This is a genomic window from Burkholderia metallica (assembly GCF_902832845.1).
Lineage (GTDB): Bacteria > Pseudomonadota > Gammaproteobacteria > Burkholderiales > Burkholderiaceae > Burkholderia > Burkholderia metallica.
Genome location: NZ_CADFDB010000017.1, coordinates 16842 through 40896 on the forward strand (window position 1 = coordinate 16842; position 24055 = coordinate 40896).

The 24055-nt window shown below is 67.1% G+C and carries 23 protein-coding genes and 4 tRNA genes; 10 read left to right on the plus strand and 17 right to left on the minus strand.

Going from position 1 to position 24055, the window contains the following annotated elements:
* Positions 1–38: 38 nt before the first annotated feature.
* Positions 39–794: a FadR/GntR family transcriptional regulator gene (locus HWX08_RS31920; protein ID WP_174922047.1), complete on the minus strand. Its 756-nt coding sequence runs from the start codon at positions 792–794 to the stop codon at positions 39–41.
* 357 nt (positions 795–1151) lie between these two features.
* On the opposite strand from HWX08_RS31920, the gene gudD reads away from it, so the two are divergent.
* The gene (gudD, locus tag HWX08_RS31925) at positions 1152–2504 is read left to right on the plus strand and encodes a glucarate dehydratase (RefSeq protein WP_174922048.1); all 1353 of its coding nucleotides are present in this window, start codon (positions 1152–1154) and stop codon (positions 2502–2504) included.
* Between the two features lie 42 nt (positions 2505–2546).
* Here gudD and HWX08_RS31930 read toward each other — a convergent pair whose 3' ends face one another.
* The 3 genes from HWX08_RS31930 to HWX08_RS31940 form a co-directional block, all read right to left on the minus strand.
* The gene (locus HWX08_RS31930; RefSeq protein ID WP_107313887.1) at positions 2547–3011 is read right to left on the minus strand and encodes a DUF2214 family protein; all 465 of its coding nucleotides are present in this window, start codon (positions 3009–3011) and stop codon (positions 2547–2549) included.
* Between the two features lie 32 nt (positions 3012–3043).
* Entirely contained in the window at positions 3044–3850 is an 807-nt protein-coding gene (locus HWX08_RS31935; protein ID WP_069256175.1) for a hypothetical protein, read from the minus strand.
* Between the two features lie 240 nt (positions 3851–4090).
* Positions 4091–5155 carry a glycosyltransferase family 4 protein gene (locus tag HWX08_RS31940; RefSeq protein ID WP_006476459.1) on the minus strand — a complete coding sequence of 355 codons (1065 nt, stop codon included), beginning with the start codon at positions 5153–5155 and terminating at the stop codon, positions 4091–4093.
* Between the two features lie 563 nt (positions 5156–5718).
* On the opposite strand from HWX08_RS31940, the gene HWX08_RS31945 reads away from it, so the two are divergent.
* Positions 5719–7551, plus strand: coding sequence for an ABC transporter ATP-binding protein (locus tag HWX08_RS31945; RefSeq protein WP_174922049.1), 1833 nt, complete (start codon positions 5719–5721; stop codon positions 7549–7551).
* A gap of 79 nt (positions 7552–7630) precedes the next feature.
* Here HWX08_RS31945 and otsA read toward each other — a convergent pair whose 3' ends face one another.
* A complete protein-coding gene (gene otsA, locus HWX08_RS31950) occupies positions 7631–9010 on the minus strand; it encodes an alpha,alpha-trehalose-phosphate synthase (UDP-forming) (protein ID WP_069256173.1) in 1380 nt (459 codons plus the stop codon).
* Positions 9007–9759, minus strand: coding sequence for a trehalose-phosphatase (otsB, locus tag HWX08_RS31955; protein WP_069256172.1), 753 nt, complete (start codon positions 9757–9759; stop codon positions 9007–9009). Before otsB ends, otsA begins: the two co-directional genes overlap by 4 nt.
* Positions 9760–10326: 567 nt before the next feature.
* On the opposite strand from otsB, the gene HWX08_RS31960 reads away from it, so the two are divergent.
* Genes HWX08_RS31960 through HWX08_RS31970 form a run of 3 tightly spaced genes read left to right on the plus strand, consistent with a single transcriptional unit; the run spans position 10327 to position 12298 of the window.
* On the plus strand, positions 10327–10962 hold the full coding sequence (locus tag HWX08_RS31960; protein ID WP_069256171.1) for an SCO family protein: 636 nt from the start codon (positions 10327–10329) through the stop codon (positions 10960–10962).
* A 12-nt stretch (positions 10963–10974) separates the two neighbouring features.
* Positions 10975–11421, plus strand: a complete 447-nt coding sequence (locus HWX08_RS31965; protein ID WP_174922050.1) for a copper chaperone PCu(A)C — start codon at positions 10975–10977, stop codon at positions 11419–11421.
* Between the two features lie 10 nt (positions 11422–11431).
* Positions 11432–12298, plus strand: a complete 867-nt coding sequence (locus tag HWX08_RS31970; RefSeq protein WP_069256170.1) for a cytochrome c oxidase assembly protein — start codon at positions 11432–11434, stop codon at positions 12296–12298.
* Between the two features lie 22 nt (positions 12299–12320).
* Here HWX08_RS31970 and HWX08_RS31975 read toward each other — a convergent pair whose 3' ends face one another.
* Positions 12321–12812: a GNAT family N-acetyltransferase gene (locus HWX08_RS31975; protein ID WP_069256169.1), complete on the minus strand. Its 492-nt coding sequence runs from the start codon at positions 12810–12812 to the stop codon at positions 12321–12323.
* 127 nt (positions 12813–12939) lie between these two features.
* The gene (locus HWX08_RS31980; protein ID WP_174922051.1) at positions 12940–13812 is read right to left on the minus strand and encodes a pirin family protein; all 873 of its coding nucleotides are present in this window, start codon (positions 13810–13812) and stop codon (positions 12940–12942) included.
* 110 nt (positions 13813–13922) lie between these two features.
* Here HWX08_RS31980 and HWX08_RS31985 point away from each other — a divergent pair, with 110 nt between their 5' ends.
* Both HWX08_RS31985 and HWX08_RS31990 read left to right on the plus strand, forming a co-directional pair.
* A complete protein-coding gene (locus HWX08_RS31985; protein WP_069256168.1) occupies positions 13923–14840 on the plus strand; it encodes a LysR family transcriptional regulator in 918 nt (305 codons plus the stop codon).
* Between the two features lie 122 nt (positions 14841–14962).
* Entirely contained in the window at positions 14963–15466 is a 504-nt protein-coding gene (locus HWX08_RS31990) for a GAF domain-containing protein (protein WP_174922052.1), read from the plus strand.
* 153 nt (positions 15467–15619) lie between these two features.
* Here HWX08_RS31990 and map read toward each other — a convergent pair whose 3' ends face one another.
* Together map and HWX08_RS32000 are read right to left on the minus strand one after the other, a co-directional pair.
* A complete protein-coding gene (gene map / locus HWX08_RS31995) occupies positions 15620–16426 on the minus strand; it encodes a type I methionyl aminopeptidase (protein WP_174922053.1) in 807 nt (268 codons plus the stop codon).
* Positions 16426–16662 (minus strand): ParD-like family protein, encoded by a 237-nt coding sequence (locus HWX08_RS32000; RefSeq protein WP_021163089.1) that lies wholly within the window; start codon positions 16660–16662, stop codon positions 16426–16428. The genes map and HWX08_RS32000 overlap by 1 nt, the downstream gene beginning before the upstream one ends.
* 148 nt (positions 16663–16810) lie before the next feature.
* Between HWX08_RS32000 and HWX08_RS32005 the strand changes: the two genes are divergently transcribed.
* The gene (locus HWX08_RS32005; RefSeq protein ID WP_174922054.1) at positions 16811–17431 is read left to right on the plus strand and encodes a helix-turn-helix domain-containing protein; all 621 of its coding nucleotides are present in this window, start codon (positions 16811–16813) and stop codon (positions 17429–17431) included.
* Positions 17432–17493: 62 nt separating this feature from the next.
* Positions 17494–18042, plus strand: coding sequence for a GNAT family N-acetyltransferase (locus HWX08_RS32010; RefSeq protein ID WP_174922055.1), 549 nt, complete (start codon positions 17494–17496; stop codon positions 18040–18042).
* Positions 18043–18109: 67 nt separating this feature from the next.
* Here the strand turns inward: HWX08_RS32010 and HWX08_RS32015 are convergent, their stop codons facing one another.
* The 7 genes from HWX08_RS32015 to uvrC all read right to left on the minus strand — a co-directional run bounded on the left by HWX08_RS32015 (position 18110) and on the right by uvrC (position 22683).
* Positions 18110–18724: a chymotrypsin family serine protease gene (locus HWX08_RS32015; RefSeq protein ID WP_069256163.1), complete on the minus strand. Its 615-nt coding sequence runs from the start codon at positions 18722–18724 to the stop codon at positions 18110–18112.
* 582 nt (positions 18725–19306) lie between these two features.
* Positions 19307–19380, minus strand: a tRNA-Cys gene (locus HWX08_RS32020).
* A gap of 99 nt (positions 19381–19479) precedes the next feature.
* Positions 19480–19555 (minus strand) — tRNA-Gly (locus tag HWX08_RS32025).
* Between the two features lie 51 nt (positions 19556–19606).
* A tRNA-Gly gene (locus HWX08_RS32030) sits at positions 19607–19682 on the minus strand.
* Between the two features lie 53 nt (positions 19683–19735).
* Positions 19736–19811 (minus strand) — tRNA-Gly (locus tag HWX08_RS32035).
* 145 nt (positions 19812–19956) lie between these two features.
* Positions 19957–20544, minus strand: coding sequence for a CDP-diacylglycerol--glycerol-3-phosphate 3-phosphatidyltransferase (gene pgsA, locus HWX08_RS32040; RefSeq protein ID WP_034186518.1), 588 nt, complete (start codon positions 20542–20544; stop codon positions 19957–19959).
* 90 nt (positions 20545–20634) lie between these two features.
* Positions 20635–22683, minus strand: a complete 2049-nt coding sequence (gene uvrC / locus HWX08_RS32045) for an excinuclease ABC subunit UvrC (protein ID WP_174923188.1) — start codon at positions 22681–22683, stop codon at positions 20635–20637.
* Positions 22684–22758: 75 nt separating this feature from the next.
* Between uvrC and earP the strand changes: the two genes are divergently transcribed.
* Entirely contained in the window at positions 22759–23952 is a 1194-nt protein-coding gene (gene earP, locus HWX08_RS32050; protein ID WP_174923190.1) for an elongation factor P maturation arginine rhamnosyltransferase EarP, read from the plus strand.
* Positions 23953–24055 lie beyond the last annotated feature (103 nt).

Here is a 24055-nt window from a genome sequence, read left to right on the forward strand (position 1 = left end):
CCGGGCCGGCGGCCATGCGGGCCGCGCCGCCCCGCGCGTCAGCCGGCCTGCGTGTCGCGCTCGGCTTCGGCCGCCTCGTGCGCGCGACGCAGCCGCTCGCGGCTGTTGGTGAGATGCGTGCGCATCGCTGCGCGCGCGGCTTCCGGGTCGTGGCGCGCGATCGCCTCGTAGATGTCCTCGTGCTCGTGGTTCAGCCGGCCGACGTAGCGCTCCAGGTCGTCGCCGGCGAAGCGGGCCGAATTTACGCGCGTACGCGGGATGATCGACGTGCCGAGCTGCGTCATGATGTCGACGAAATAGCGGTTGCCGGTGGACTGCGCGATCTGCAGATGGAACTGGAAGTCGAGCTGCGCCGTGCCGCGGCCGCCGCCCGCCCCCGTCGCGATCGCGTCGAGCGCGCGCCGCAGCGCGGCCAGATCGGTATCGTTCGCGCGCTGCGCGGCGAGGCTCGCGCATTCGCTTTCGAGGCTGATGCGCAGTTCCAGCACCGCGAGCACGTCGCGCAGCGTCGTGATCGTCGCCGGGTCGATGCCGAGCGTCTGCCGGCGCGACGGCTCCAGCACGAAGCTGCCGATCCCGTGGCGCGTCTCGACGAGGCCGCTCGCCTGCATCCGCGAGATCGCCTCGCGCACGACCGTACGGCTCACGCCCTGCGCCGCCATGACTTCGGTTTCGGTCGGCAGCTTGTCGCCGGGACGCAGCGTGCCGTTTTCGATCTGCGCGGTCAGCGCGTCGACGACATCTTGTGCGAGGCTGCGTGCGCGACGGCGCGGCGCTGCGGGAAGCGTGGACATGAGGCCGGTTCCTTTTTGAATGATCGTAATGTGAGCCGAGGGTTTACGCGGGGTTTGAGCGAAAGCCGATGATTCATTATACTGCGTCACAAGTCATCCGACGACTGATGATCGGTGCACGGATCTCCTGTCGACTCAGGTCGGCCTGCTGCACCACCCGGTCCCGTGCGTGACGATCGGCCAGCGCTCGCGTTCTGCGCTCCGCTGGCCCGGTTGTCGCTCCACCCCGTTTCGGGGTTGCGTCGATATGCGGGGCTTGCGCGTCGCGCACGTCGGTTGTCGAATGATCGCACCTCCCGCCGCGCGCGGCAAAGCTTTTGCCGCACGGCACCGACCACCCTTTCGCCACCGCCGCCCATGAACGCCGTCACTGCCTCGCCCTCCCACGACACGCCGCGTATCGTCGACCTGCAAGCGATTCCGGTCGCCGGCCACGACAGCATGCTGCTCAACCTGAGCGGCGCACACGGCCCGTTCTTCACCCGCAACCTCGTGATCCTGAAGGACAGCGCGGGCCGCAGGGGCGTCGGCGAAGTGCCCGGCGGCGAAAGCATCCGCCGCACGCTCGACGATGCGCGCGCGCTCGTCGTCGGCCAACCGGTCGGCAACTACCACGCGGTGCTCAACGACGTGCGGCGCACCTTCGCCGACCGCGACGCGAGCGGCCGCGGGCTGCAGACCTTCGACCTGCGCACGACGATCCACGCGGTCACCGCGCTCGAAGCCGCGCTGCTCGACCTGCTCGGCCAGCATCTCGGCGTGCCGGTCGCCGCGCTGCTCGGCGAAGGCCAGCAGCGCGAGCGCGTCGAAATGCTCGGCTACCTGTTCTACATCGGCGACCGCACGAAAACCGCGCTCGCCTACCGCGACGGCAGCGGCGCGACCGACGACTGGACGCGCGTGCGCGACGAAGCCGCCCTGACGCCCGAGGCGGTCGTGCGGCTCGCCGAGGCCGCGCATGCGCGCTACGGCTTCAACGACTTCAAGCTGAAGGGCGGCGTGTTCGAAGGGGCGAAGGAGATCGAGGCCGTGACGGCGCTCGCCGAGCGCTTCCCGGACGCGCGCGTGACGCTCGACCCGAACGGCGCGTGGTCGCTCGACGAGGCCGTCCGGCTGTGCCGCGACCAGCATCACGTGCTCGCCTACGCGGAAGATCCGTGCGGCGCGGAGAACGGCTACTCGGGCCGCGAGGTGATGGCCGAATTCCGCCGCGCCACGGGGCTGCCGACGGCCACCAACATGATCGCGACCGACTGGCGGCAGATGGGTCACGCGGTGCAGTTGCAGGCCGTCGACATCCCGCTCGCCGATCCGCACTTCTGGACGATGCAGGGTTCGGTGCGCGTCGCGCAGATGTGCCGCGACTGGGGCCTCACGTGGGGTTCGCATTCGAACAACCACTTCGACGTGTCGCTCGCGATGTTCACGCATGTCGCGGCGGCCGCACCGGGCCAGGTCACCGCGATCGACACGCACTGGATCTGGCAGGACGGCGAACGGCTGACGCGCGAGCCGCTGAAGATCGAGAACGGCCTGGTGGACGTGCCGAAGCGGCCGGGGCTCGGCATCGACATCGACATGGATGCGGTCGCGCGCGCGCACGAACTGTACAAGCAGCACGGGCTCGGCGCCCGCGACGACGCGGCGGCGATGCAGTACCTGATTCCCGGCTGGACCTTCAACAACAAGCGTCCCTGCCTCGTGCGCTGAACGCACACGGACCGGGCGGCAGATTCGCCCGGTCGATCGGACCTACCCGCCTGCCCCGATCCCCCGCGCCATCCCCGACGCGGCGAACACGATGACGATCACGAGCACCGCCTGCCAATGGCCGATGCGCACATAGGTGCGCGCACGGCCGAGATCGGGCATCTGCTGCCGCCGCGCGGCGATGCGCCACCGGATCAGCCCGAGCATCGGCACGACCTCGAGCAGCAGGATCAGCACGAGCGCGGTCATCTTCAGGTGAAAGAGCGGTTCGTGCAGATAGTACGCGGTGCCTTTCTCGAAACCGCCGAACGCGCGCGTCAGGCCCGTCGCGATCAGCACGAGCGCCGACAGCCCCCACGCGGCATCGGCCTTGAATACACCGGGCAGGTCGGCCGCCTGCGCCGACGCGATGAGCCGGCGCAACGCGCGATTGCGCCCCGCGATCGCGGCAAACGCGACGCCGAACGCGCTCAGGTGAACGGCAGCCAGCAACCAGCGGACGATCATCACGCCTCCCTCTCGCCCGCGCGCGGGCCTTGTCAGACGATCTGCTTGAGCGCGGCGTCGAGCGCGAGCACCGCGACGCGGTCGCCTTCGGTCGCGAGCGGCGCGCGCATGACGATCTGCCGGTTATGGCCGACGGCCGCCGGCGAATCCCACAGCAGTTCGACCTTCGGTCGATTGAACAGGCTGCCGCGACGCGGCGGCACGACGGCCGGCTGCGCGTGCGGCGCCCCGTCGCCCGCTGCGGGCGCGGCGTGGCCGGGCCAGCGCACCGACAGTTCACGTGCGTCGTACTGGCCGACCTTGCGGCTTTCCATCCAGACGATCACGGTACGCGTCAGCACGTCGAGCGAAATCGCATAACGGCCGATCGCGAAGCGACGCGCGGCCACGTTGGTGCGCCACAGCGGCCGCGGGCGGCAGATCCACACGATCGCCGCATAAAGCGCCGGCGCGGCGACGAGCCAGCCGTTGGTCGCCGTCACCGCATGCAGCGCGAGGCGCCAGCCGTCCGCCCAGACGAACATGCCGATCGACCAGATCGCGAACAGCAGACCGATCAGCGCGAAGGCGCGCAGCGCCTGACGCAGCCACTGCGGCAGCGGATGAAACGGCCGTTCGGCGCGCGCGGCGGCGCCCGGCAGCGCGAGCAACAGGAAGATCAACAGCAGGTAGACGAACGCCCAGGGCGACGACACCATCGCCGACAGCGACGAGCGATAGCCCATCTGGGACATCGAGAACAGCCAGCGCGCGAGCAGCACGAGACCGATCGCACGCAACGCGAAGATCACACCGGCGCCGGGGGCCGGCGCTGCGCGCGTGGATTTCGTTCTCGCCAAGACTGCTCTCCTCTTCTGGATATTCGTTCGGGGCCGGATTTCACGGCACGGCCATTATAGGGACATTACCGTCTGGACAGACGGACGGATGCCCTGTCGGGCCGCTTCGGGGGCCGTTCGCGGCGTCGGGCGCGGCGAGAATACAACAGATCCGCGCCGCGGATGTGACAACGCCCCGCCGGGAACCCGGACGGGGCGTCGATGACAAGCCGCCCGCCGCAGCGCGGCGGCGGCCCGCAATCAGCTTGCGTTGACTTCGCGGAGCACCGTGCGGCGCTTCTGGCGCAGCAGTTCCTCGTAGCCCTTCACGTAGTTCTGCGCCATCACCTTCGACGAGAAGCGTGCTTCGAACGCAGCGCGGACCTTCTCGCGCGGCAGCGTATCGAGGCGCTTGAGCGCGGCGACGGCCGACAGTTCGTCTTCGACGACGAAACCCGACACGCCGTTGTCGATCACTTCCGGCACCGAGCCGCGCTTGAACGCGATCACCGGCGTACCGCAGGCCATCGCCTCGATCATCACCAGGCCGAAGGGCTCCGGCCAGTCGATCGGGAACAGCAGCGCGTGCGCGTTGCCGAGGAATTCGGTCTTTTCGGACTCGCTGATTTCACCGATGTACTCGACGTGCGGCAGCGCGAACAGCGGCTTGATCTTCTCTTCGTAATACGCGCGGTCGGCCTTGTCGAGCTTCGCGGCGATCTTGATCGGCAGGCCGGCCTGCTCGGCGATGCGGATCGCCGTGTCGACGCGCTTCTCCGGCGAGATGCGGCCGAGGAACGCGAGGTAGCTCGGCTTCACGTTCGGGATCGGCGTCAGCAGGTTTTCCGGCAGGCCGTGGTACACGGTCGACAGCCAGTTCGCCTGCGGCAGCGGGATGCGCTGGTTGTCGGAGATCGACACGACCGGCACGTCGCTGAATGCGTTGAAGATCGGCTGCAGCTCCGGCAGGTCGAGACGGCCGTGCATCGTCGTCAGATGCGGAACCGGCTGGCGCGAGAACAGCGAGAACGGGTAGTAGTCGATGTGGCAGTGCAGGACGTCGAACTCTTCCGCGCGGCGGCGCACCTGCTCAAGCAGCAGCATGTGCGGGGCCATCACGTCGCGGATCGTCGGATCGAGGCGCAGCGCCTGCGGCCAGCACGCTTCGAGCTTCGCGGAAGTCTGCGAATCGCCGCTCGCGAAGAGCGTGACGTCGTGCCCCATCTCGACAAGCGCTTCGGTGAGGTAGGACACCACTCGCTCGGTACCACCGTACAGTTTCGGGGGCACCGCTTCGTGCAACGGAGCGATTTGGGCGATTCGCATGCGTAACTCCTAAAAAATCGGCTAAAAACCAGGTATGGGTCGGCAACCTGCCGGCGGTCCGGGCTGGATGCATGTCGCCCGAACGTCGGACGAATCAGCCTGCCGGGGGCGTCGAACCCGCGCTGCTCAAGGAGCGTCGGCGACGCGACAGGCATAGAACGTTTGAAACGAAGACCCGTTGACAGGGGTTCGTAAAAAACCTGGAATCGAACCCGGAGCCGATTATCTAGGGTTAATCCCGATACGGCGCACAACATTTCAAACACTTTACTTTGTTACAAAGGTGCAACACTTTGCAACCCGCGGACTTGGGTGTCCGTTCTAGAGTGGAAGGCCCTTTTGGCATTCCTCGCCCCCGTGGCTGCCGGCAGCGTGATTCCGGCACATGAGGCAGGACGGGATGCCGGATTTTATCTCAAAATCGATCGCGGGCCGCTGACCCAGTCAAGATTCGCGCAGCGCAGCGCACGGCCTTGTTTACAATGCCGGATTATTCAGTCCGGGCGAACGTCGGCATGCGACCCAGCCGCCACGCTCAATCACCGAATCACCGCACGCATATTTTGGAATATCTCACCCCTGCCCAGCGCAACGCCCACAACGCGAAGCTGTCGAGCTACGCGCACCGGCCGCTCGCGTTCCTGTTCCGCTACATCCGCCTTCACCCCGTCGCCCACCTGGTCGTGCTCGGCAGTGTGCTGGCCGCCGTCGGCTGCGCGCTCGGCTCGCAGTACGCGATCAAGCACCTGATCGACGTGCTGGCGACCGGGCGCCATCATCCCGGCCCGCTGTGGAGCGCGTTCGCGCTGCTCGTCGGGCTGATCGCCGCCGACAACCTGCTGTGGCGCGTCGGCGGCTGGTTCGCCGCGCACACGTTCGTCGCGGTCACCGGCGACCTGCGGCGCGACCTGTTCCAGTACCTGATCGGCCATTCACCCACCTACTACGCGGAGAAGCAGCCCGGCACGCTCGCGAGCCGCATCACGGCCACGTCGAACGCCGTCTACACGTCGGAGAACACGATGGCGTGGAACGTGCTGCCGCCGTGCATCGCGGTGGTGGGCGCGATCCTGATGATCATCGTCGTCAATCCGATGATGGCGGCCGGCCTGCTCGGCTGCTCCGCGGTGCTGTCCGTCGTGCTGTTCAAGCTGGCCGGCCGCGGCTCCGCGCGCCACCACGCGTTCGCGGCGAAGGCCGCGGCGGTCGACGGCGAGCTCGTCGACGTGATCGGCAACATGGGCCTCGTGCGCGCGTTCGGGATGACGCTGCGCGAACAGAAGCGCTTCGGCGCGACGGTCAAGGCCGAGATGGATGCGCGCCAGCAGAGCCTGCTCTATCTCGAGAAGCTGCGCCTGCTGCACGCAGTGATCACCGCGATGCTGTCCGCCGGCCTGCTCGGCTGGGCGCTGTGGCTGTGGGACCAGGGCCGCGCGACGTCGGGCGACATCGTGCTCGTCAGCTCGCTCGGCTTCACGATCCTGCACGGCACGCGCGATCTCGCGGTCGCGCTCGTCGACGTCACGCAGCACATCGCGCGCCTGTCCGAAGCGGTCAAGACGCTGCTCGAACCGCACGGGATGCCGGACCGCTCCGACGCGCAGCCGCTGTCGGCCAAGGGCGGCCGCGTCGACTTCGAACGCGTGACGTTCGCGTATCCGCATCGCCGCGCGATCCTCGACCACTTCGACCTCCATATCGAGCCGGGCCAGCGCGTCGGCCTGATCGGCAAGTCGGGCGCCGGCAAGTCGACCGTGCTCGCGCTGCTGCAGCGCTTCTACGACACGCAGGATGGCGCCGTGCAGGTCGACGGCCAGGACGTGAAGACGATCACGCAGGACAGCCTGCGCCAGGCGATCGCGCTCGTGCCACAGGACATCTCGCTGCTGCACCGGACGATCTACGACAACATCGCGTACGGCCGCCCCGATGCGACGCGCGACGAAGTGCTCGCCGCCGCGCGCGACGCCCGCTGCGCCGAGTTCATCGAAGCGATGCCGGAAGGCTATGACACGATCGTCGGCGACCGCGGCGTGAAGCTGTCGGGCGGCCAGCGCCAGCGCATCGCGATCGCGCGCGCGATCCTGAAGGATGCGCCGATCCTGCTGCTCGACGAAGCGACGTCGGCGCTCGACAGCGCGTCCGAGGAAGCGATCCAGAGCGCGCTCGACCGCCTGATGGTCGGCCGCACGGTGATCGCGATCGCCCACCGGCTGTCGACGCTGCGCAACTTCGACCGGATCATCGTGATGAACAACGGCAAGGTGATCGACGACGGCCCGCCCGACGTGCTGCGCAACCGCCCCGGCCTGTACCGCGACCTGCTCGCGAAGCAGCACGGCCGTCATCATCCGGCCGCCGACGGCGGCACGCCGACCGGCGAACGCGTGGCCTGACGCACCGGCCCGTCGCCGACAAAAAAGCCGCGGTGCTTCACGCACCGCGGCTTTTTTTCATCGCACGGGAAACCGCCGGCTATGCGTGCTGCAGATCGCGCAGGAAGTTGTCGCGCCACACCGACACGTTGTTCTCGCGCAGCTGCGCGATCATGTCCGTGTAACGCGCGCGCCGCTCGGCGAGCGGCATCGTGAGCGCCTGCGACAGCGCATCGGCCATCCCGTCGATATCGATCGGATTGACGATCAGCGCGCCCGTCAGCTCGCGTGCGGCGCCCGCGAAACGCGACAGCACGAGCACGCCCGGATCGTCCGGATTCTGCGCGGACACGTACTCCTTCGCGACGAGGTTCATCCCGTCGCGCAGCGGCGTCACGTAGCCGACCCGCGCAAGCCGGTACAGCGCGGCGAGCAGTTGGCGATCGTACTGGCGATGGATATACAGAATCGGCGCCCAGTCGAGCTCCGCGAAGCGTCCGTTGATGCGCCCCGACTCCCCTTCGAGCTGCAGCCGGATGTCCTGGTAAGCGCGCAGCTCCGCGCGGGTCGACGGCGCGATCTGCAGGAACGACACGCGATTGCGATGCGACGGCTCGTGCTCGAGCAGCTTCTCGAACGCGCGAAAGCGTTCGACGAGCCCCTTCGAGTAATCGAGCCGGTCGACGCTCATGATCAGCTTGCGGCCGCGCAGCGACGTGGCGAGCGTGCGCACCGCCTTGCCGTGCTCGCCGGCCTGCGCGAGCGACGCGATTTCGTCCGGATGCACGCCGATCGGATACGCGGCCGCGCGCAGCGTCCGGCCGAATGCGCGCACCGTCGCCAGATGGCCGTCGCGCTCGATCGCGCCGTCCGCTTCGGATTCGACGTAGTCGCAGAACGCGCGCAGGTCGGGTTCGGTCTGGAAGCCGAGCAGGTCGAACGCACAGAGCGATTCGACGAGATCTCGGTGCGGCGGCACGTTGACGAGCACCTGCGCGGCGGGAAACGGGATGTGCAGGAAGAAGCCGATGCGGTTCTTCACGCCGGCCGCGCGCAGCGCGCGTGCGAACGGGATCAGGTGATAGTCGTGCACCCAGATCACGTCGTCGTCCTGCAGCAGCGGCACGAGCTGCCGGGCGAGCCACACGTTCACGCGGCTGTAGCCTTCGAACTCGTGACGGTCGTACTGGATCAGGTCGGTACGATAGTGAAACGCGGGCCACAGCGTCGCGTTCGAGAAGCCGCGGTAATACTGGTCGTAGTCGCGCCTCGACAGCCCGATGGTCGCGAACGTGACCGGCCCGTGCTCCTCGACGCGGATCTGCGGCGCGCCGGACGCGACGACTTCGCCGCTCCAGCCGAACCACATGCCGCCCGTTTCCTTCAGTGCGTCATAGACGCCGATCGCGAGGCCGCCCGCCGCCGGTTCGCCTTCCGAAATCGGCGCGACGCGGTTTGAAACGATGATGAGGCGACTCATGCGTGCGGCTGCTCCGCACCGAGCCAGCCGGCGATCTGCTCGTGCAGCGCGTCGACCGAATCGAGACGCATCCGCGCGGACGTCTCGCCCGCGCCGATCTTGATCGACAGGCCGCCGCGCGCATTGACCACCGCGAAGCCCTTCTCGTCGGTCAGGTCGTCGCCCGCGAACAGCGGCATGCGGCCCGCGAACGGCGGCTCGTCGAGGAACGCGGCCAGCGCGCGCCCCTTGTCGACGCCCTTCGGCTTGATCTCGAACACCATCTTGCCGGGCTGCAGCACGTACGCATCGGGATAGTCGGCGACGAGGCGCTCGGTGGCGGCGCGCGCGGCCGCCTCGCGCTCGGGCGCGTTGCGGTAGTGCAGCGCGACGGCCGCGCCCTTGATTTCGAGCAGCATGCCCGGATGACGGTCGACGACGGCCGCCAGCTCGCGCTCGATGCGCAGCAGGCGCTCGTCGTTGAAGCCGATGCGCTGCGTGTCGCCGTTCGCATCGCGGCGCTCCGCGCCGTGCAGGCCGGCGATCGGCAGGCCGGGAATCTTCAGGAACGAGTCGATACTGTCGATGCCGCGCCCGGACACGACCGCGACCGCGCCGTGCGAGCGGCGCTGCAGCTCGCCGAGCAGCGTCGGCAGCGACGACGGAACATGAATGCTGTCGGGCGTCGGCGCCAGCTCGACGAGCGTGCCGTCGAAGTCGAAGAAGAACGCGGTATCGGTCAGGGACAGGGAAGCCGGAACGGATTGCATCGATTCGATAGTCTGAGGGCCGGCCGGCACAAACCGGGCCGCCGCTGCGCGAATGGAATTGTGCGCATCTTACCGCGCCTGCGCGTCCAGATGGGCGAAACCGGCGCAGCGCCGGCCGCGTGCAGCCCGTGGCGTCAACTGCGACATATTGCCCCGCTCGCCCGCCCCGTACGGCTTTCGAAAGGACGCGGGCGCGCGAATTGCGCTACAGTCGCAACCGCCTGCCGCGCGACGCATGGCATCGCGCCGGCCGGCTGCCCTTTCGTCCGATCGAGCCCCAGGGACTGTTTCCATATGGAACGCACATGCGAATGCCCGAAATCGCTCGTAGGGCAAGGAGTAAGGAGCGCCGTTTGGCCGGGCCAAACAAGTGACGAGCGACGCCGCCATACGGGCGATTTCGGGCATTCCCGTGACATGAATTTTTTAATTTGGGGTTGCCACGAGAACGGCCGCTCGCCGCGTTGCGCTCCTTGCGAATACGTCAGTATTCGCGGCGTCACGCGCCTCGCGAGCGGCCGTTCTCGTGGCAACGCATGCGCGTTCCATATGGAAACAGTCCCTGAGATGATGTCTGCCCGTCCCGCGCCGCACCGGCGCTTCTCCCGCCTCATCCGCACGGCCGCGGCCCTCGCCGCCGCCGTGGCGCTCGCCGCGTGCACGCACGACGAGCCGCGCTGGAACCTGACCAACGTCACCGGCCACCTGCCCGACCTGTCGTTCACGCTGACGGGCGGCGACGGCCGTCCGGTCGACGCCGATGCGTTCCACGGCCGCGTCGCGCTCGTCTACTTCGGCTACACGCACTGCCCCGACGTCTGCCCCGAAACGCTGGCGCGGCTGATGGAAGTGCTCGCCCGGCTCGGCCCGAAGGCCGATGACGTGCGCATCCTGTTCGTATCGGTCGATCCCGCGCGCGATACGCCGCAGGCGATGCAGTCCTATGTCGCCGCGTTCGACGCCGCGCACGCGCGCGGCCTGACCGGCACCGACCGCCAGATCGAATCGCTCGCGAAACGCTATCGCGTCGCGTATCAGATGGAAAAACGCGATCCGTCCGGCGGCTACGAAGTCACGCACAGCTCGGCCGTCTACATCTTCGACGCCACCGGCCGCGCACGCCTGCTCGCGACCGACCGCGATTCGCCCGACGCCATCGCCGCCGATGTGCGCCGGATCATCGACACCGCCTCCCCTGCCTGAATGCATCCCGACATGAAAACGAAAACGACTCTCAAGACGCTCGCCCTCCTCGCCACGCTGTGCGCCAGCGCTCACGCGTATGCGGCCGGCGCGATCACCGCGCAGAACGCGTGGGTACGCTGGCTGCCGAACAAGCTGCCCGCCGGCGGCTACGTGACGCTCGTGAACGCGAGCGACAAGCCGGTCGATCTCGTCGACGTCGACAGCCCCGACTACGGGATGGCGATGCTGCACCAGACCGTGTCGAACGGCTCGACGCAGAAGATGGAGATGGTCGACAAGCTGACGATTCCCGCGCGCGGCAAGGTCGACATCGCGCCGGGCGGCTACCACTTCATGCTCGAGGAGCCGAAGCACGCGATCAAGCCGGGCGACACCGTGCACCTGCGCCTGAAATTCTCCGACGGCGAAACGGTCGATGCACCGTTCGCCGTGAAATCGCCGGCCCAGGCGAAGTGATGCGCGCGCGATGAACCTCCTGTACTGGCTCGATCCGTGGGAGCCGTCGCCCACCGTGGTGATCGCGGTGCTGACCGCCGCCGTGCTGTTCGCGCGCGGCGTGAAGAAGGCGAAGGTGTCGCCGCTGCGGCAGTTCTCGTTCTGGTTCGGGCTGACGGCGCTCTACATCGCACTGCATACGCGGCTCGACTATTTCTTCGAGCACGAATTCTTCATGCATCGTGCGCAGCATCTCGTGCTGCACCACCTCGGGCCGTTCTTCATCGCGCTGTCGTATCCGGGCGCGGCGATTCGCGCGGGCATCCCGTTTCGCTGGCGGCAGCGCTTCGTGCGCCCCGCCCTCGCGTGGGCGCCCGTGCGCGCGACGCTCGACGTGGTGTTCCATCCCGTCGTCGCGGTCGTGCTGTTCGTCGGGCTGATCTATTTCTGGCTGCTGTCGCCGATCCACTTCATCGCGATGCTCGACTGGCGGCTTTATCGCGTGATGAACTGGAGCATGGTGATCGACGGGCTGCTGTTCTGGTGGCTCGTCGTCGATCCGCGTCCCGCGCCGCCCGCGCGGCTGTCGCCGGGGCGCCGGATCCTGATCGTCGTCGCGGCGATCCCGCCGCAGATCGCGCTCGGCGCGCTGATCTTCTTCACGCCGCACGAGCTGTATCCGATCTATTCGATCTGCGGCCGCGCGTTCACGTGGCTGAGCCCGCTGCGCGATCAGCAGATCGGCGGCCTGCTGCTGTGGATTCCCGGCTCGATGATGAGCGTGATCGGCGCGCTGATCGCGCTGCGCCACTGGCTGCGGCTGTCCGCGCGCGGGCGCCTGATCGATGAACGGTCCGCGCGCGCGGACCGGCAGCCGGTCGCACGCGCCGCGCACTAACCGCCGCGCGGCGCGGCGCGCATTACGCGCGTGCGCGGCTCATCCACACGTGCGGGATGCCGTCCTCGTCGTGCACGTCCGAACTCGGCGCGAAGCCGAATGCGCCGTAGAAACGCTGCAAGTGGGCCTGCGCGTGCAGGCTCACCGGCGTATCCGGCCACTGCGCGCGGATATGCTCGAGCGCGCGCGACAGCAGCCCGTTGCCGAGGCCCGCGCCGCGAAACGCGGCGGTCGTCAGCACGCGGCCGATACGGACGTCGGTGTGCTGCGCGTCGGGCAGCAGCACGCGCAGATAGCCGGCCACGCGGCCGGCCGGATCGAAGGCGGCCAGGTGCCACGCGGTCTGGTCCGCGTCGTCGATGTCGCGATACACGCAGTTCTGCTCGACGACGAACACGGCGCTGCGTGCCTCGAGGATCGAATAGACTTCGCGCGCCGTCAGCACGTCGAAGGATTTCCAGCGCCAGTCGAGATCGGCGGCGCTCGGGGATGCGGCGGGTGCGGATGCGTTCATGTGCGGTCCTGATTCGGGCGCGCCGACCGGCGCGCGGCAATCGTCGATTATGCCTCGAAGCGCCGTCGCCGCGCGACCGCCGCCCCCGCCGCGAAAAAAAGGCCCCGCATTACGCGGGGCCTGTCCGTCATGCCGGCATCTGGCCGAAGTGGCCGCTGTTGAAGTCCTCGATCGCGGTACGGATCTCCGCTTGCGAGTTCATCACGAACGGCCCGTAACCGACGACGGGCTCGTCGATCGGTTCGCCGCTCAGGATCAGCAGCTTCGCGTCGCCGTTCGCTTCGATCTCGACGTCGCTGCCGTCGCGGCCGAGCTGCACGAACTGCGCTTCGCGGGCGACCGTCTCGCCGTTCACCAGCACGGTGCCGCCCAGCACGACCACCGCGAGCGTGCGCCCTTCGGCGACCGGGAACCGCGCATGGCCGCCGGCCACGAGCCGCACGTCCCACACGTCGATCGGCGTATGCGTGCGGGCCGGGCCGCGCCGCCCGTCGAGCTCACCAGCGATGATCCGCGCACGCCCCGCGCCGTCCGGCAGCTCGACCACCGGGATGTCGGCGTTCAGCAGCGTCTGGTAGCCGGGCGCCCCCATCTTGTCCGCGGCGGGCAGGTTCACCCACAGCTGCACCATCTCGAGCGGGCCGCCACGCTTCGTGAACCCTTCCGAGTGGAATTCTTCATGCAGGATCCCGCTCGCGGCCGTCATCCACTGCACGTCGCCCGGGCCGATCACACCGCCCGCGCCGGTCGAGTCGCGGTGCGCGACCTCGCCGTCATAGACGATCGTCACCGTCTCGAACCCGCGGTGCGGATGCTGGCCGACCCCGCGCGGCGCTGAGACCGAGCCCGGCTCGAACGTGGCCGGGCCCGCATAATCGAGCAGCAGGAACGGGCTCAGGTGCGCGCCGTGGGACTGGTAGCTGAACATCGAACGCACCGGGAAACCGTCGCCGACCCAATGGCCGCGCGGCGCACTGTACACACCCTGGATCTTCTTCATTGCCTTCTCCGAATTGCGGCGAAACACGTGTTTCGCATCCATGAGTCACAATATAGAGATGGAACGATCGATCCGGTAGACTGCCGAAATCGCACTCAGCGTTCCATTTCATGAACGATAAAGCGCGGGATCTGAACGATCTCTACTACTTCGTGCAGGTCGTCGAACACGGCGGCTTCGCACCGGCCGGGCGCGCGCTGGACATGCCGAAATCGAAGCTGAGCCGCCGCATCGCGCTGCTCGAGGCGCGGCTCGGGATGCGGCTGATCCAGCGCTCGACGCGCCGCTTCACGGTTACCGACGTCGGCCAGACCTATTACGCGCATTGCCGCGCGATGCTCGTCGAAGCCGATGCGGCCGACGAGGCGATCGCGCTGCTGCACGAGGAGCCGCGCGGCATCGTGCGCGTCAGTTGCCCGATCGTGCTGCTCGATTCGCTGGTCGGCACGATGATCGCCGGCTTCATGGCCGCGTGTCCGCGCGTCGAAATCCATCTGGAAGCGACCAACCGGCGCGTCGACGTGGTCGGCGAAGGGATCGACGTCGCGATCCGCGTGCGCCCGCCGCCGCTCGAGGACAGCGATCTCGCGCTGCGCGTGCTGGCCGAGCGCGGCCAGTGCCTCGTCGCGAGCCCCGCGCTGCTGCGCGAGCAGGGCGCGCCGGCCGTGCCCGCCGATCTCGCGCGCCTGCCGAGCCTCGATCACGGCGCCCCGCAGTCCGCGCACGTGTGGCGACTGCGCGGGCCCGACGGCGCGCATGCGGAAATCCATCACCAGCCGCGCTTCGTGACGGGCGGCATGCTCGCGTTGCGTGCGGCGGCGATCGCGGGCGTCGGCATCGTGCAGTTACCGACGATGATGGTGCGCGACGAAGTGGCGCGCGGCGAACTGGCGATCGTGCTGCCCGACTGGGCGCCGCGACGCGAGATCGTGCACGCGGTGTTCGCGTCCCGTCGCGGGCTGCTGCCCGCAGTGCGCGCGCTGCTCGATTTTCTGGCGGAGCGGTTCGCCGAACTCGAACCCGATTGAGCGTGCCGCTTCGTGCATGACCGTGCATGACCGCGCGTGTCCGGGCGCTGCAAACCGCGCGTGCGTGCCGTAAACTGCGGTACGCGCATTGCGCATTCCCCAACCCTGATCGCATTCCCGCCATGTTCACGCTGTCCAACGACCCCACCGCCTCCAAGGCCGATCAATACGCGACGCTCGTCGAGCAGGCGCGCGCGCTCGTCGAGTCCGAACGCGACCTGACCGCGAACGCGGCCAACTTCGCCGCATTGGTGTACCACTCGCTCGACCGTCTCAACTGGGCCGGCTTCTACTTCTTCGACGGCACCGAACTCGTGGTCGGGCCGTTCCAGGGCAAGCCCGCCTGCGTGCGGATCGCGCTCGGCAAGGGCGTGTGCGGTACGGCCGCGCAGACGCGCGAGACGCAGGTCGTGCGCGACGTGCATGATTTCCCCGGCCATATCGCGTGCGACGCGGCATCGGAATCGGAAATCGTCGTGCCGCTGGTGGCCGCCGACGGCACGCTGATCGGCGTGTGGGACGTCGATAGTCCGGTCGCCGCGCGCTTCGACGAGGCAGATCGCGAGGGGATGGAAGCGCTGTGCCGCGTGTTCATCGAACACGCATGGCAGAAGACGCGCGGTTAAACGGCGGCCAGGCCACGCCCATCCATCGGGCAACCGGTCGCCGCGTTCGCATGTGAATCGCGCCTCACGACCGCGAACGAAAACGAAACGGGCCCCGCAAAGAGGCTCGTTTCACTGTGCCGCCGCCCCGCCCTTCGCGGCGCACGGCCGGTATCAGGCGGCGTGCGTGCCGGACAACGCCGCAAACGCCTGCGGCTTCGCGTCCTCGGTCAGCACCTCGAAGCCCGTTTCCGTCACCACGACCATGTGCTCCCATTGCGCCGACAGCGAATGGTCCTTCGTGACGACCGTCCAGCCGTCCGCCAGCATGCGCGTGTCGCGCTTGCCCGCGTTGAGCATCGGCTCGATCGTGAAGATCATCCCCGGCCGCAGCGGCACGCCGGTGCCCGGGCGGCCGTAGTGCAGCACCTGCGGCTCGTCGTGATAGACATCGCCGATGCCGTGCCCGCAATACTCGCGCACCACGCTGAATCCTTCGCGATGCGCGACCTGCTGGATCGCGTAGCCGACGTCGCCGAGCGTTGCGCCCGGCCGCACCGCGCGGATGCCCGCGTGCATCGCCTCATAGGTCGTCGCGACGAGCCGCCGTGCGAGCTCGTTCGGCTCGCCGACGAAATACATGCGGCTCGTATCGCCGAACCAGCCGTCCTTGAGCACCGCGATGTCGAGGTTCACGATGTCGCCGTCACGCAGCGGCCGCGACGTCGGAATGCCGTGACACACCACGTGGTTGACCGACGTGCACAGCGTTTTCGGATAGCCGTGGTAGCCGATGTTCGCGGGAATCGCGCCGAGCACGTCGACGATGTATTCGCGGCAGCGTGCGTCCAGTTCGTCGGTGGAGACGCCCGGCTTCACGTGCTCGGTGATCATCGTCAGCACCTGCGAAGCGAGCTTCGCGGCTTCGCGCGACTTGGCGATTTCCGCGGCGCCGCGGATCGGGATGTCTCGCTTCGCCATTACGCCACCTGCTCGATGCCGTGTTCGACCGGTTCCGCCGGCCCCGCGTCGCCGCCCCGCGCTTCGGCCTCGATCAGCATCCGGCAGATGTCGCCGTACGACAGCGCCGGATTGAGTTCCGCCAGCATGCCGACGCGCAGCCAGTGTTCGGCCTGCGCGTTGATCGAGCGGCTCAGCGCCGTGCTGGTCGAGCGCAGCCGCTCGTGCATGTGCTCGGAAATCTTGATGATGCCCATATATCCCCAATTAAACGAAACGTAGTCGATTCGTATATTACGCCGCGCGCGCCCGTCGGGCAAGCCGTCCGGACTTCGCCGAGCTATCGGCCGGCGGCGATCCCTGTCGTTGACATCGAATTCCAGTTTGCTGGAAAATATCTCCATCATGAAAGAATCAGCAGTCGCCACGGCCGACGACACCGGCATCAACGAACGCATCGCCCGACGCGTGCGCGACCTGCGCGCCGTTCGAGGCTACACGCTCGACGCGCTGGCCGCGCGCTCGGGCGTCAGCCGTTCGATGATCTCGCTCATCGAACGCGCGTCGGCCAGCCCGACGGCCGTCGTGCTCGACAAGCTCGCGGCCGGGCTCGGCGTGTCGCTGGCCGGACTGTTCGGCGGCGACCGGGACGACACGCCCGCGCAGCCGCTGGCACGCCGCGCGCAGCAGGCCGAATGGCGCGATCCGGCATCCGGCTATGTGCGGCGCAACCTGTCGCCTGCCGGGTGGCCGTCGCCGATTCAGCTCGTGGAAGTGGATTTCCCGCCCGGTGCGCGTGTCGCGTACGACAGCGGCGGACGCGAAAACGCGCTGCATCAGCAGGTTTGGGTCGTCAGCGGCCGCGTCGACGTCACGTACGGCGATACGCTCCACGAACTTCACGAAGGCGACTGTCTGGCGATGCGGCTCGACCAGCCGCTGATTTTCAGCAACCCGTCCTCTCATGCCGCGCACTATGTCGTCGTGATCTGCGATGCGTCCGCCGCCGGCGTGCGGAACCCTTGATGAACGCGTCGTCGCAGCAGCCGTGCGCGCGACCGATTGACTACCCACTGGAAGGAGCCCGCATGAATGCCCCGAACCCGCTCGACGACGTGCGCCTGATCGATTGCAGCGAGGCCGAGCATGCGCCGGCCATCCTGGAAATCCTGAACGACGCGATCGCGAACTCGACCGCGCTGTACGACTACAAGCCGCGTCCGCCGGAAGCGATGGTCGCGTGGTTCGCGGCGAAGCGCGCGGGCGGCTTCCCGGTCATCGGCGCGGTCGACGCGGCGGGCACGCTGCTCGGCTTTGCGAGCTGGGGCACGTTCCGTGCGTTTCCCGCGTTCAAGTACACGGTCGAACACAGCGTGTACGTGCATCGCGACCAGCGCGGCCGCGGGCTTGGCGAGGTGCTGCTGCGCGAAGTGGTCCGGCGCGCGCGGGAAGCGCAGGTGCACGTGGTGGTCGGCTGTATCGATGCGACCAATGCGGGAAGCATCGCACTGCATACGAAGCTCGGATTCGTGTACTCGGGCACAATCACGCAGGCAGGATTCAAGTTCGGCCGGTGGCTCGACGCGGCGTTCTATCAGTTGACGCTCGAAACGCCGGCGCAGCCGGTGGATGGTTGAGCGGAAATCTCAATATTGCATTGCCGAATCCCGTTCGAGAATCTCGCTTCATGCGCCGCCTGCCGGACTAATCCCAATTCAAGTTCTCGAACGGCGTGAACCATCCATACGTTTTTTTGTTGACCACGACTCGCCCTCCGTACACACCGTAACAGACATCTTTGTCCTTTCCTTTTCCCACCACGGGGGCGCCGCTGTCGCCCGGTTGCGTCTGAGCATCTCCGTCCAGATTGAGCAGGACGACGTGCTCAACTCTGTCGTTAGTATCCGGCACCGTGATATCCACATCCGGCTCTGCAACCGAGCAATTCACGAGACCGGAGAATGCCCCCTGCAACCACAAACGCTGGTCTTTTATGGGGCGAACGTTTGAACCGAACTCCACCTTCTTTTTACCGCTGTCCGTCCATATCTCATTGGGCGTTGCATCGACGCCAGACAATACGTTCACGATAGCGATATCCTGCTTGTCCTCGAGGAAGTTGTCGCGCAGAACGCCCGCCTGATTTGCGTCGTCCGGCTGTCCCACCTTTTGATCCTTTTTTCCAAATACATGGCCCGCCGTCACAAAGCACAGGTCGCCTTCATATGTCACAACCAGGCCTAAAGTGCCAATCTTGCTCTCGGTCACAATTTTGATGCCGCCGACCAGCGGACGGACTTTGAGATTGTTTGCCGGCATTACGGGCTCCACTGACGAGTAAACAAATCGATTGATGATTACCGAATACCTGTCAATAACGATGGAAAACGACTTTTGTGAATGTTGATACTGGATCTTAGGACAGCAAAGACGGATTCGACAGCCGCAAGATGTTTGGTTTGTCGCAACTTGAAACGCATTTCATAACGCGAACAGATCTATGTGAAACAAAGTGCCTCACCATTTATTTTTATGCCTCGCGAGATTTGCGCGACTGACGCGCGGTGCCAGCGAATAATCGGCGGCGCGGTAGAGGATTGACGAGGCTTCGGCGATCCGCTCCTCCGCAGGTTTTCTGTTCGTCACGGCGTGGTCGACTCGCTGCTCAGGCGAACAACGTGCGCATCTGCCCCTCTTCGGCTTGGAACGTCAGGAAAAGCGGCTTTGGAAGAAGCTTCGAACGTCGAATAATGTATTCCCACGTTCGAGCGGGTCGTGATGACCTGGTGTCGCCATGCGCTGCCGAGAGCCGGGCGCCATGCGGCCGACGGGCCGACTCGGACGTGATCGGCGCACAAAAAGAAAAAGCCCCGCCGAAGCGGGGCTTTTTCTTTTCCTACCTGGAGGCGCGAGCCGGAGTCGAACCGGCCTAAACGGCTTTGCAGGCCGCTGCATAACCGCTTTGCTATCGCGCCAAAAGCGGACTGTCCGGATGCCGTGAGGCAAGCGACAGATTTTTATTCGAGGACCACAGGTCCATCAAATAAAAAGGGAAGCGTGGCTTCCCCATGACTTGGAGCGGGAGACGAGTCTCGAACTCGCGACCTCAACCTTGGCAAGGTTGCGCTCTACCAACTGAGCTACTCCCGCATTGTCCTGCACCTGCAGCGCTTCGCCGTACAACACGCTGCCAGAAAAATCTGGAGCGGGAGACGAGTCTCGAACTCGCGACCTCAACCTTGGCAAGGTTGCGCTCTACCAACTGAGCTACTCCCGCATGTGTCCTGCATCTGCAGCGCTTTGCCGTACAACGCGCTGCCAGAAAAAATCTGGAGCGGGAGACGAGTCTCGAACTCGCGACCTCAACCTTGGCAAGGTTGCGCTCTACCAACTGAGCTACTCCCGCGTATTGCTACGCTACTGCGTCCCCGTCACACGCTTACTTCGTCGTGCAGCGGAGAAGCGAGATTATGTCGAAGGCACTTTCGTGTGTCAAGGGCTTTTCGAGCCCTTTTTCCAAAAAACCTGCTCTGCCGGCTACGCGGCGCGGCTCACGCGCCGCCGCGCTCGCGAATTTGCGGCCACGCGAGCTTCATGTAGTACAGCATCGACCAGATCGTCAGCACCGCGGCGAGATACATCAGCCATTCGCCCCACACGCGCGTGTCGATCGTCACGACGCCGAGCGGCAGCGGCCCGTAGAACAGCAGCATCGGAATCGCGACCATCTGGCATGCGGTCTTGAACTTGCCGAGCTGGTTCACCGCAACGCTCTTCGATGCGCCAATCTGCGCCATCCACTCGCGCAGCGCCGAAATCGCGATTTCGCGGCCGACGATCACGAGCGCGATCGCCGCGTCGACCCGCGAAATCTGTACGAGGATCAGCAGCGCGGCCGTCACCATCAGCTTGTCCGCCACCGGATCGAGAAATGCGCCGAACGACGACGTCTGGTTCCACTTGCGGGCGAGATAGCCGTCGAACCAGTCGGTCAGCGCCGCGAGGATGAAGATCGCCGCCGCCGCGAGATTGCGGTGCGCGCCGCCCATCACCGTGTCCGGCAGGTAGAACACGCCGACGACGAGCGGAATCAGCACGATCCGTACCCACGTCAGGAAAATCGGGAAATTGAACGGCATGGCTTGCGGGACAGTAAAGGATTCGCAATTGTGCCGTGTCGACCGGCCAGCCACAAGAACGCTGGCAACGCAGCCGGCCGCACGGCCGCGTCAGTGAAGCTGCTTGTAGATCTGCTCGGCGAGCGCGTGCGAGATGCCCTCGACGCTCGCCAGTTCCTCGACACTCGCGGCCACCACGCCGCGCAACCCGCCGAACCGCGCGAGCAACCGCTGCCGGCGCTTCGCGCCGACGCCTTCGAGTTCCTCGAGCCGCGAAGTCTGGCGCGCCTTCGCCCGCTTGGCGCGCATGCCGGTGATCGCGAACCGGTGCGCCTCGTCGCGGATCTGCGCGACGAGCATCAGCGCGGCGCTTTCCTTGCCGAGTTCGAGCGGCGGGCGGCCGTCCGCGAACACGAGCGTCTCGAGGCCGACCTTGCGCCCCTCGCCTTTCGCGACGCCGACCAGCATCGACGTATCGAGGCCAAGCTCGGTAAACACCTGTCGGGCGATTTCGACCTGCCCCTTGCCGCCGTCGATCAGCACGATGTTCGGCAGCAGGCTCGACGCCTCGGCCTCGCGCGTCGACTCGCCGTCGATGCCGGCCGCTGCGTCGGCGGCGGCCGCCTGCGCGGCCTGTTCGACCATCTTCTCGTAGCGGCGCGTGAGCACCTGGCGCATCGCCGCGTAATCGTCGCCCGGCGTGATCCCGGTGATGTTGTAGCGGCGGTAATCTCCCGACTGCATCTTGTGATGGTGATAGACGACGCACGACGCCTGCGTCGCCTCGCCCATCGTGTGGCTGATGTCGAAGCATTCGATCCGCAGCGTCGCGAGATCGTCGCTGTCGTAGCCGAGCGTGTCCGCGAGCGCGCGCGTGCGCGCCTGCTGCGAGCCCTGCTCGGACAGCAGCCGCATCAGCGCGATCTGCGCATTCTGTTCGGCCATCGACAGCCACGCGCGCCGCTGCCCCTGCGGCTGCCGCACCAGCGACACCTTGTGGCCGGCCTGCTCGGACAGCAGCTCGAGCAGGTCGCGGCTCGCGGGCGCATGGCTCACGACCAGCACCGGCGGCACGCGATTGCCGAGATAGTGCTGCGCGATGAACGCGTCGAGCACCTCGGCTTCGACCGACGCCGCCTTCTCACGCGCGCCGCCGGTTTCTTCCACGGGCTGGTCCGGCAACGCATCGGCGCTCATGCCGGCCGTGTCGGCCGTATCGGGCGCCTCCGCCAACTCCGCGTCGTCGCCGAGACCGCCCTCGGCGAGCGTCAGCGCGCTTTCGACATGCGTCGGGAAATACGCCTTGTCGCCGAGATGCCGGCCGCCGCGCACCATCGCGAGGTTCACGCACACGCGCCCGCCCTGTGCGACGACGGCGAGAATGTCGACGTCGCTGTCGCTGCCGACCTCGATCGCCTGCTGGTGCAGCACCGTCGCGAGCGAGCTCATCTGGTTGCGCACGGCCGCCGCCTGCTCGAATTTCAGCTCGGCCGCGAACGCGTGCATCTTCTGCTCGAGCTCCTTCATCACTTCGGACTGCCGGCCGAGCAGGAAACGCGCGGCGTTCGACACGTCGATCGCGTAATCCTCGTCGGAGATCGCGCCGACGCACGGCGCCGTGCAACGCCCGATCTGGTGCAGCAGGCACGGCCGCGTGCGGTTGTTGAAGACCGAATCCTCGCAGGTGCGCAACTGGAACACGCGCTGCAGGATCTGGATGCTCTCGCGCACGGCCCACGCGCTCGGGAACGGCCCGAAATACTGGTTCTGCTTGTCGACCGAGCCGCGGTAGTAGGCCATCCGCGGGAAACGGTGCGCGGTGAGCTTCAGGTACGGATAGGACTTGTCGTCGCGAAACAGGATGTTGTAGCGCGGCGCGAGCGCCTTGATCAGGTTGTTCTCGAGCAGCAGCGCTTCGGCCTCCGAACGCGTGACGGTCGTCTCGATGCGTGCGATGCGCGTGACCATCATCGCGATGCGCGGCGACAGCTGCGTCTTCGTGAAATAGCTCGACACGCGCTTCTTCAGGTCGCGTGCCTTGCCGACGTAGAGCACGGCGCCCGCCGCGTCGTAATAGCGATAGACGCCCGGCATGTGCGGCAACTGCGCAAGGATCTTCTTCGGTTCGAACGGGGTATCGGGAGCTTCAGGGGATGTCATGCGTGATCCGGGCGCCTTGTAACGCGGAACGGGTCCATTAGAATCGCCAGTTTAGAGCATTCACCGCCCGCTTCGATGCCCCGCACCACCGCTGCCCCCCTGCCCGCCGAGCCGCTCGCGCCGGGCGAACCGATCGCCTGCGACCTCTTCTGCACGGTGATCGACAATTTCGGCGACATCGGCGTCTGCTGGCGCGTCGCGCGCCAGCTCGCGCACGAGCACGGCTGGCAGGTCCGCCTGTTCATCGACGATCTCCGCACGTTCGCGCGCCTGCTGCCCGGGGTCGATCCCGACGCGGCGCGGCAGACGGTCGATGCGATCGTGATCGAACATTGGCACGCGGAAGTCGGCGACGCGCTGGAGATCGCCGACGTCGTGATCGAAGCGTTCGCGTGCGAGCTGCCCGGCGCGTATCTCGCGGCGATGGCACGCCGCGCGCGTCGCCCCGTATGGATCAACCTCGAATACCTGAGCGCCGAAGACTGGGTCGCCGATTTCCATCTGCGGCCGTCGCCGCATCCGCGCTACCCGCTGCTGAAGACGTTTTTCTTTCCCGGTCTGTCGGCCGGCACCGGCGGCGTGCCAAAGGAGCGCGACCTCGATGCGCGCCGCACGGCCTTCGAAACCGATGCGGCGGCGCGCGATGCATGGTGGCGGCGCGCGACCGGCGGCCCACCGCCGGCTCCCGGCAAGACGGTCGTCAGCCTGTTCGCGTACGAAAACCCGGCCGTCGACGCGCTGCTCGCCCAGTGGCGCGACGGCCCGTCGCCGGTCGTCGCGCTCGTGCCGACCGGCCGCGTATCGCCCGCCGTCGCGCGTTTTTTCGGGGTCGAGTCGTTCGACGCGGGCACGCACGCGCGCAGCGGCAACCTGTCGGCGCACGGGCTCGCGTTCGTCCCCCAGGCCGACTACGATCCGTTGCTGTGGGCCGCGGACGTCAATTTCGTGCGCGGCGAGGATTCGTTCGTCCGGGCGCAGTGGGCACGCAAACCGTTCGTGTGGCACATCTACCCGCAGGCCGACGACGTGCACCTGCCGAAGCTCGACGCCGCGCTCGCGCACCTGTCGGCCGGCCTCGCCGCCGCGCCGCGCGCGGCGCTCGAGCGGTTCTGGCATGCGTGGAACGGCGCCGGCACGCCCGACTGGGCCGATTTCTGGCAGCACCGCGCCGCACTGGACGCCAACGCGGCCCGCTGGGCCGATGCGCTCGCGGCCGTCGGCGATCTCGCTGGAAAGCTGGCGGAATACGCAAAATCTCAGTTAAAATAAGCGGTTATCCGACGGCTGACCAGGCAAGCGCTCGCTTTTGGCGTCCACCGGACCGGACCGCTTGCGCCGTCAGCCGTTGTGCAACGCTCAGGCACCTATTTAT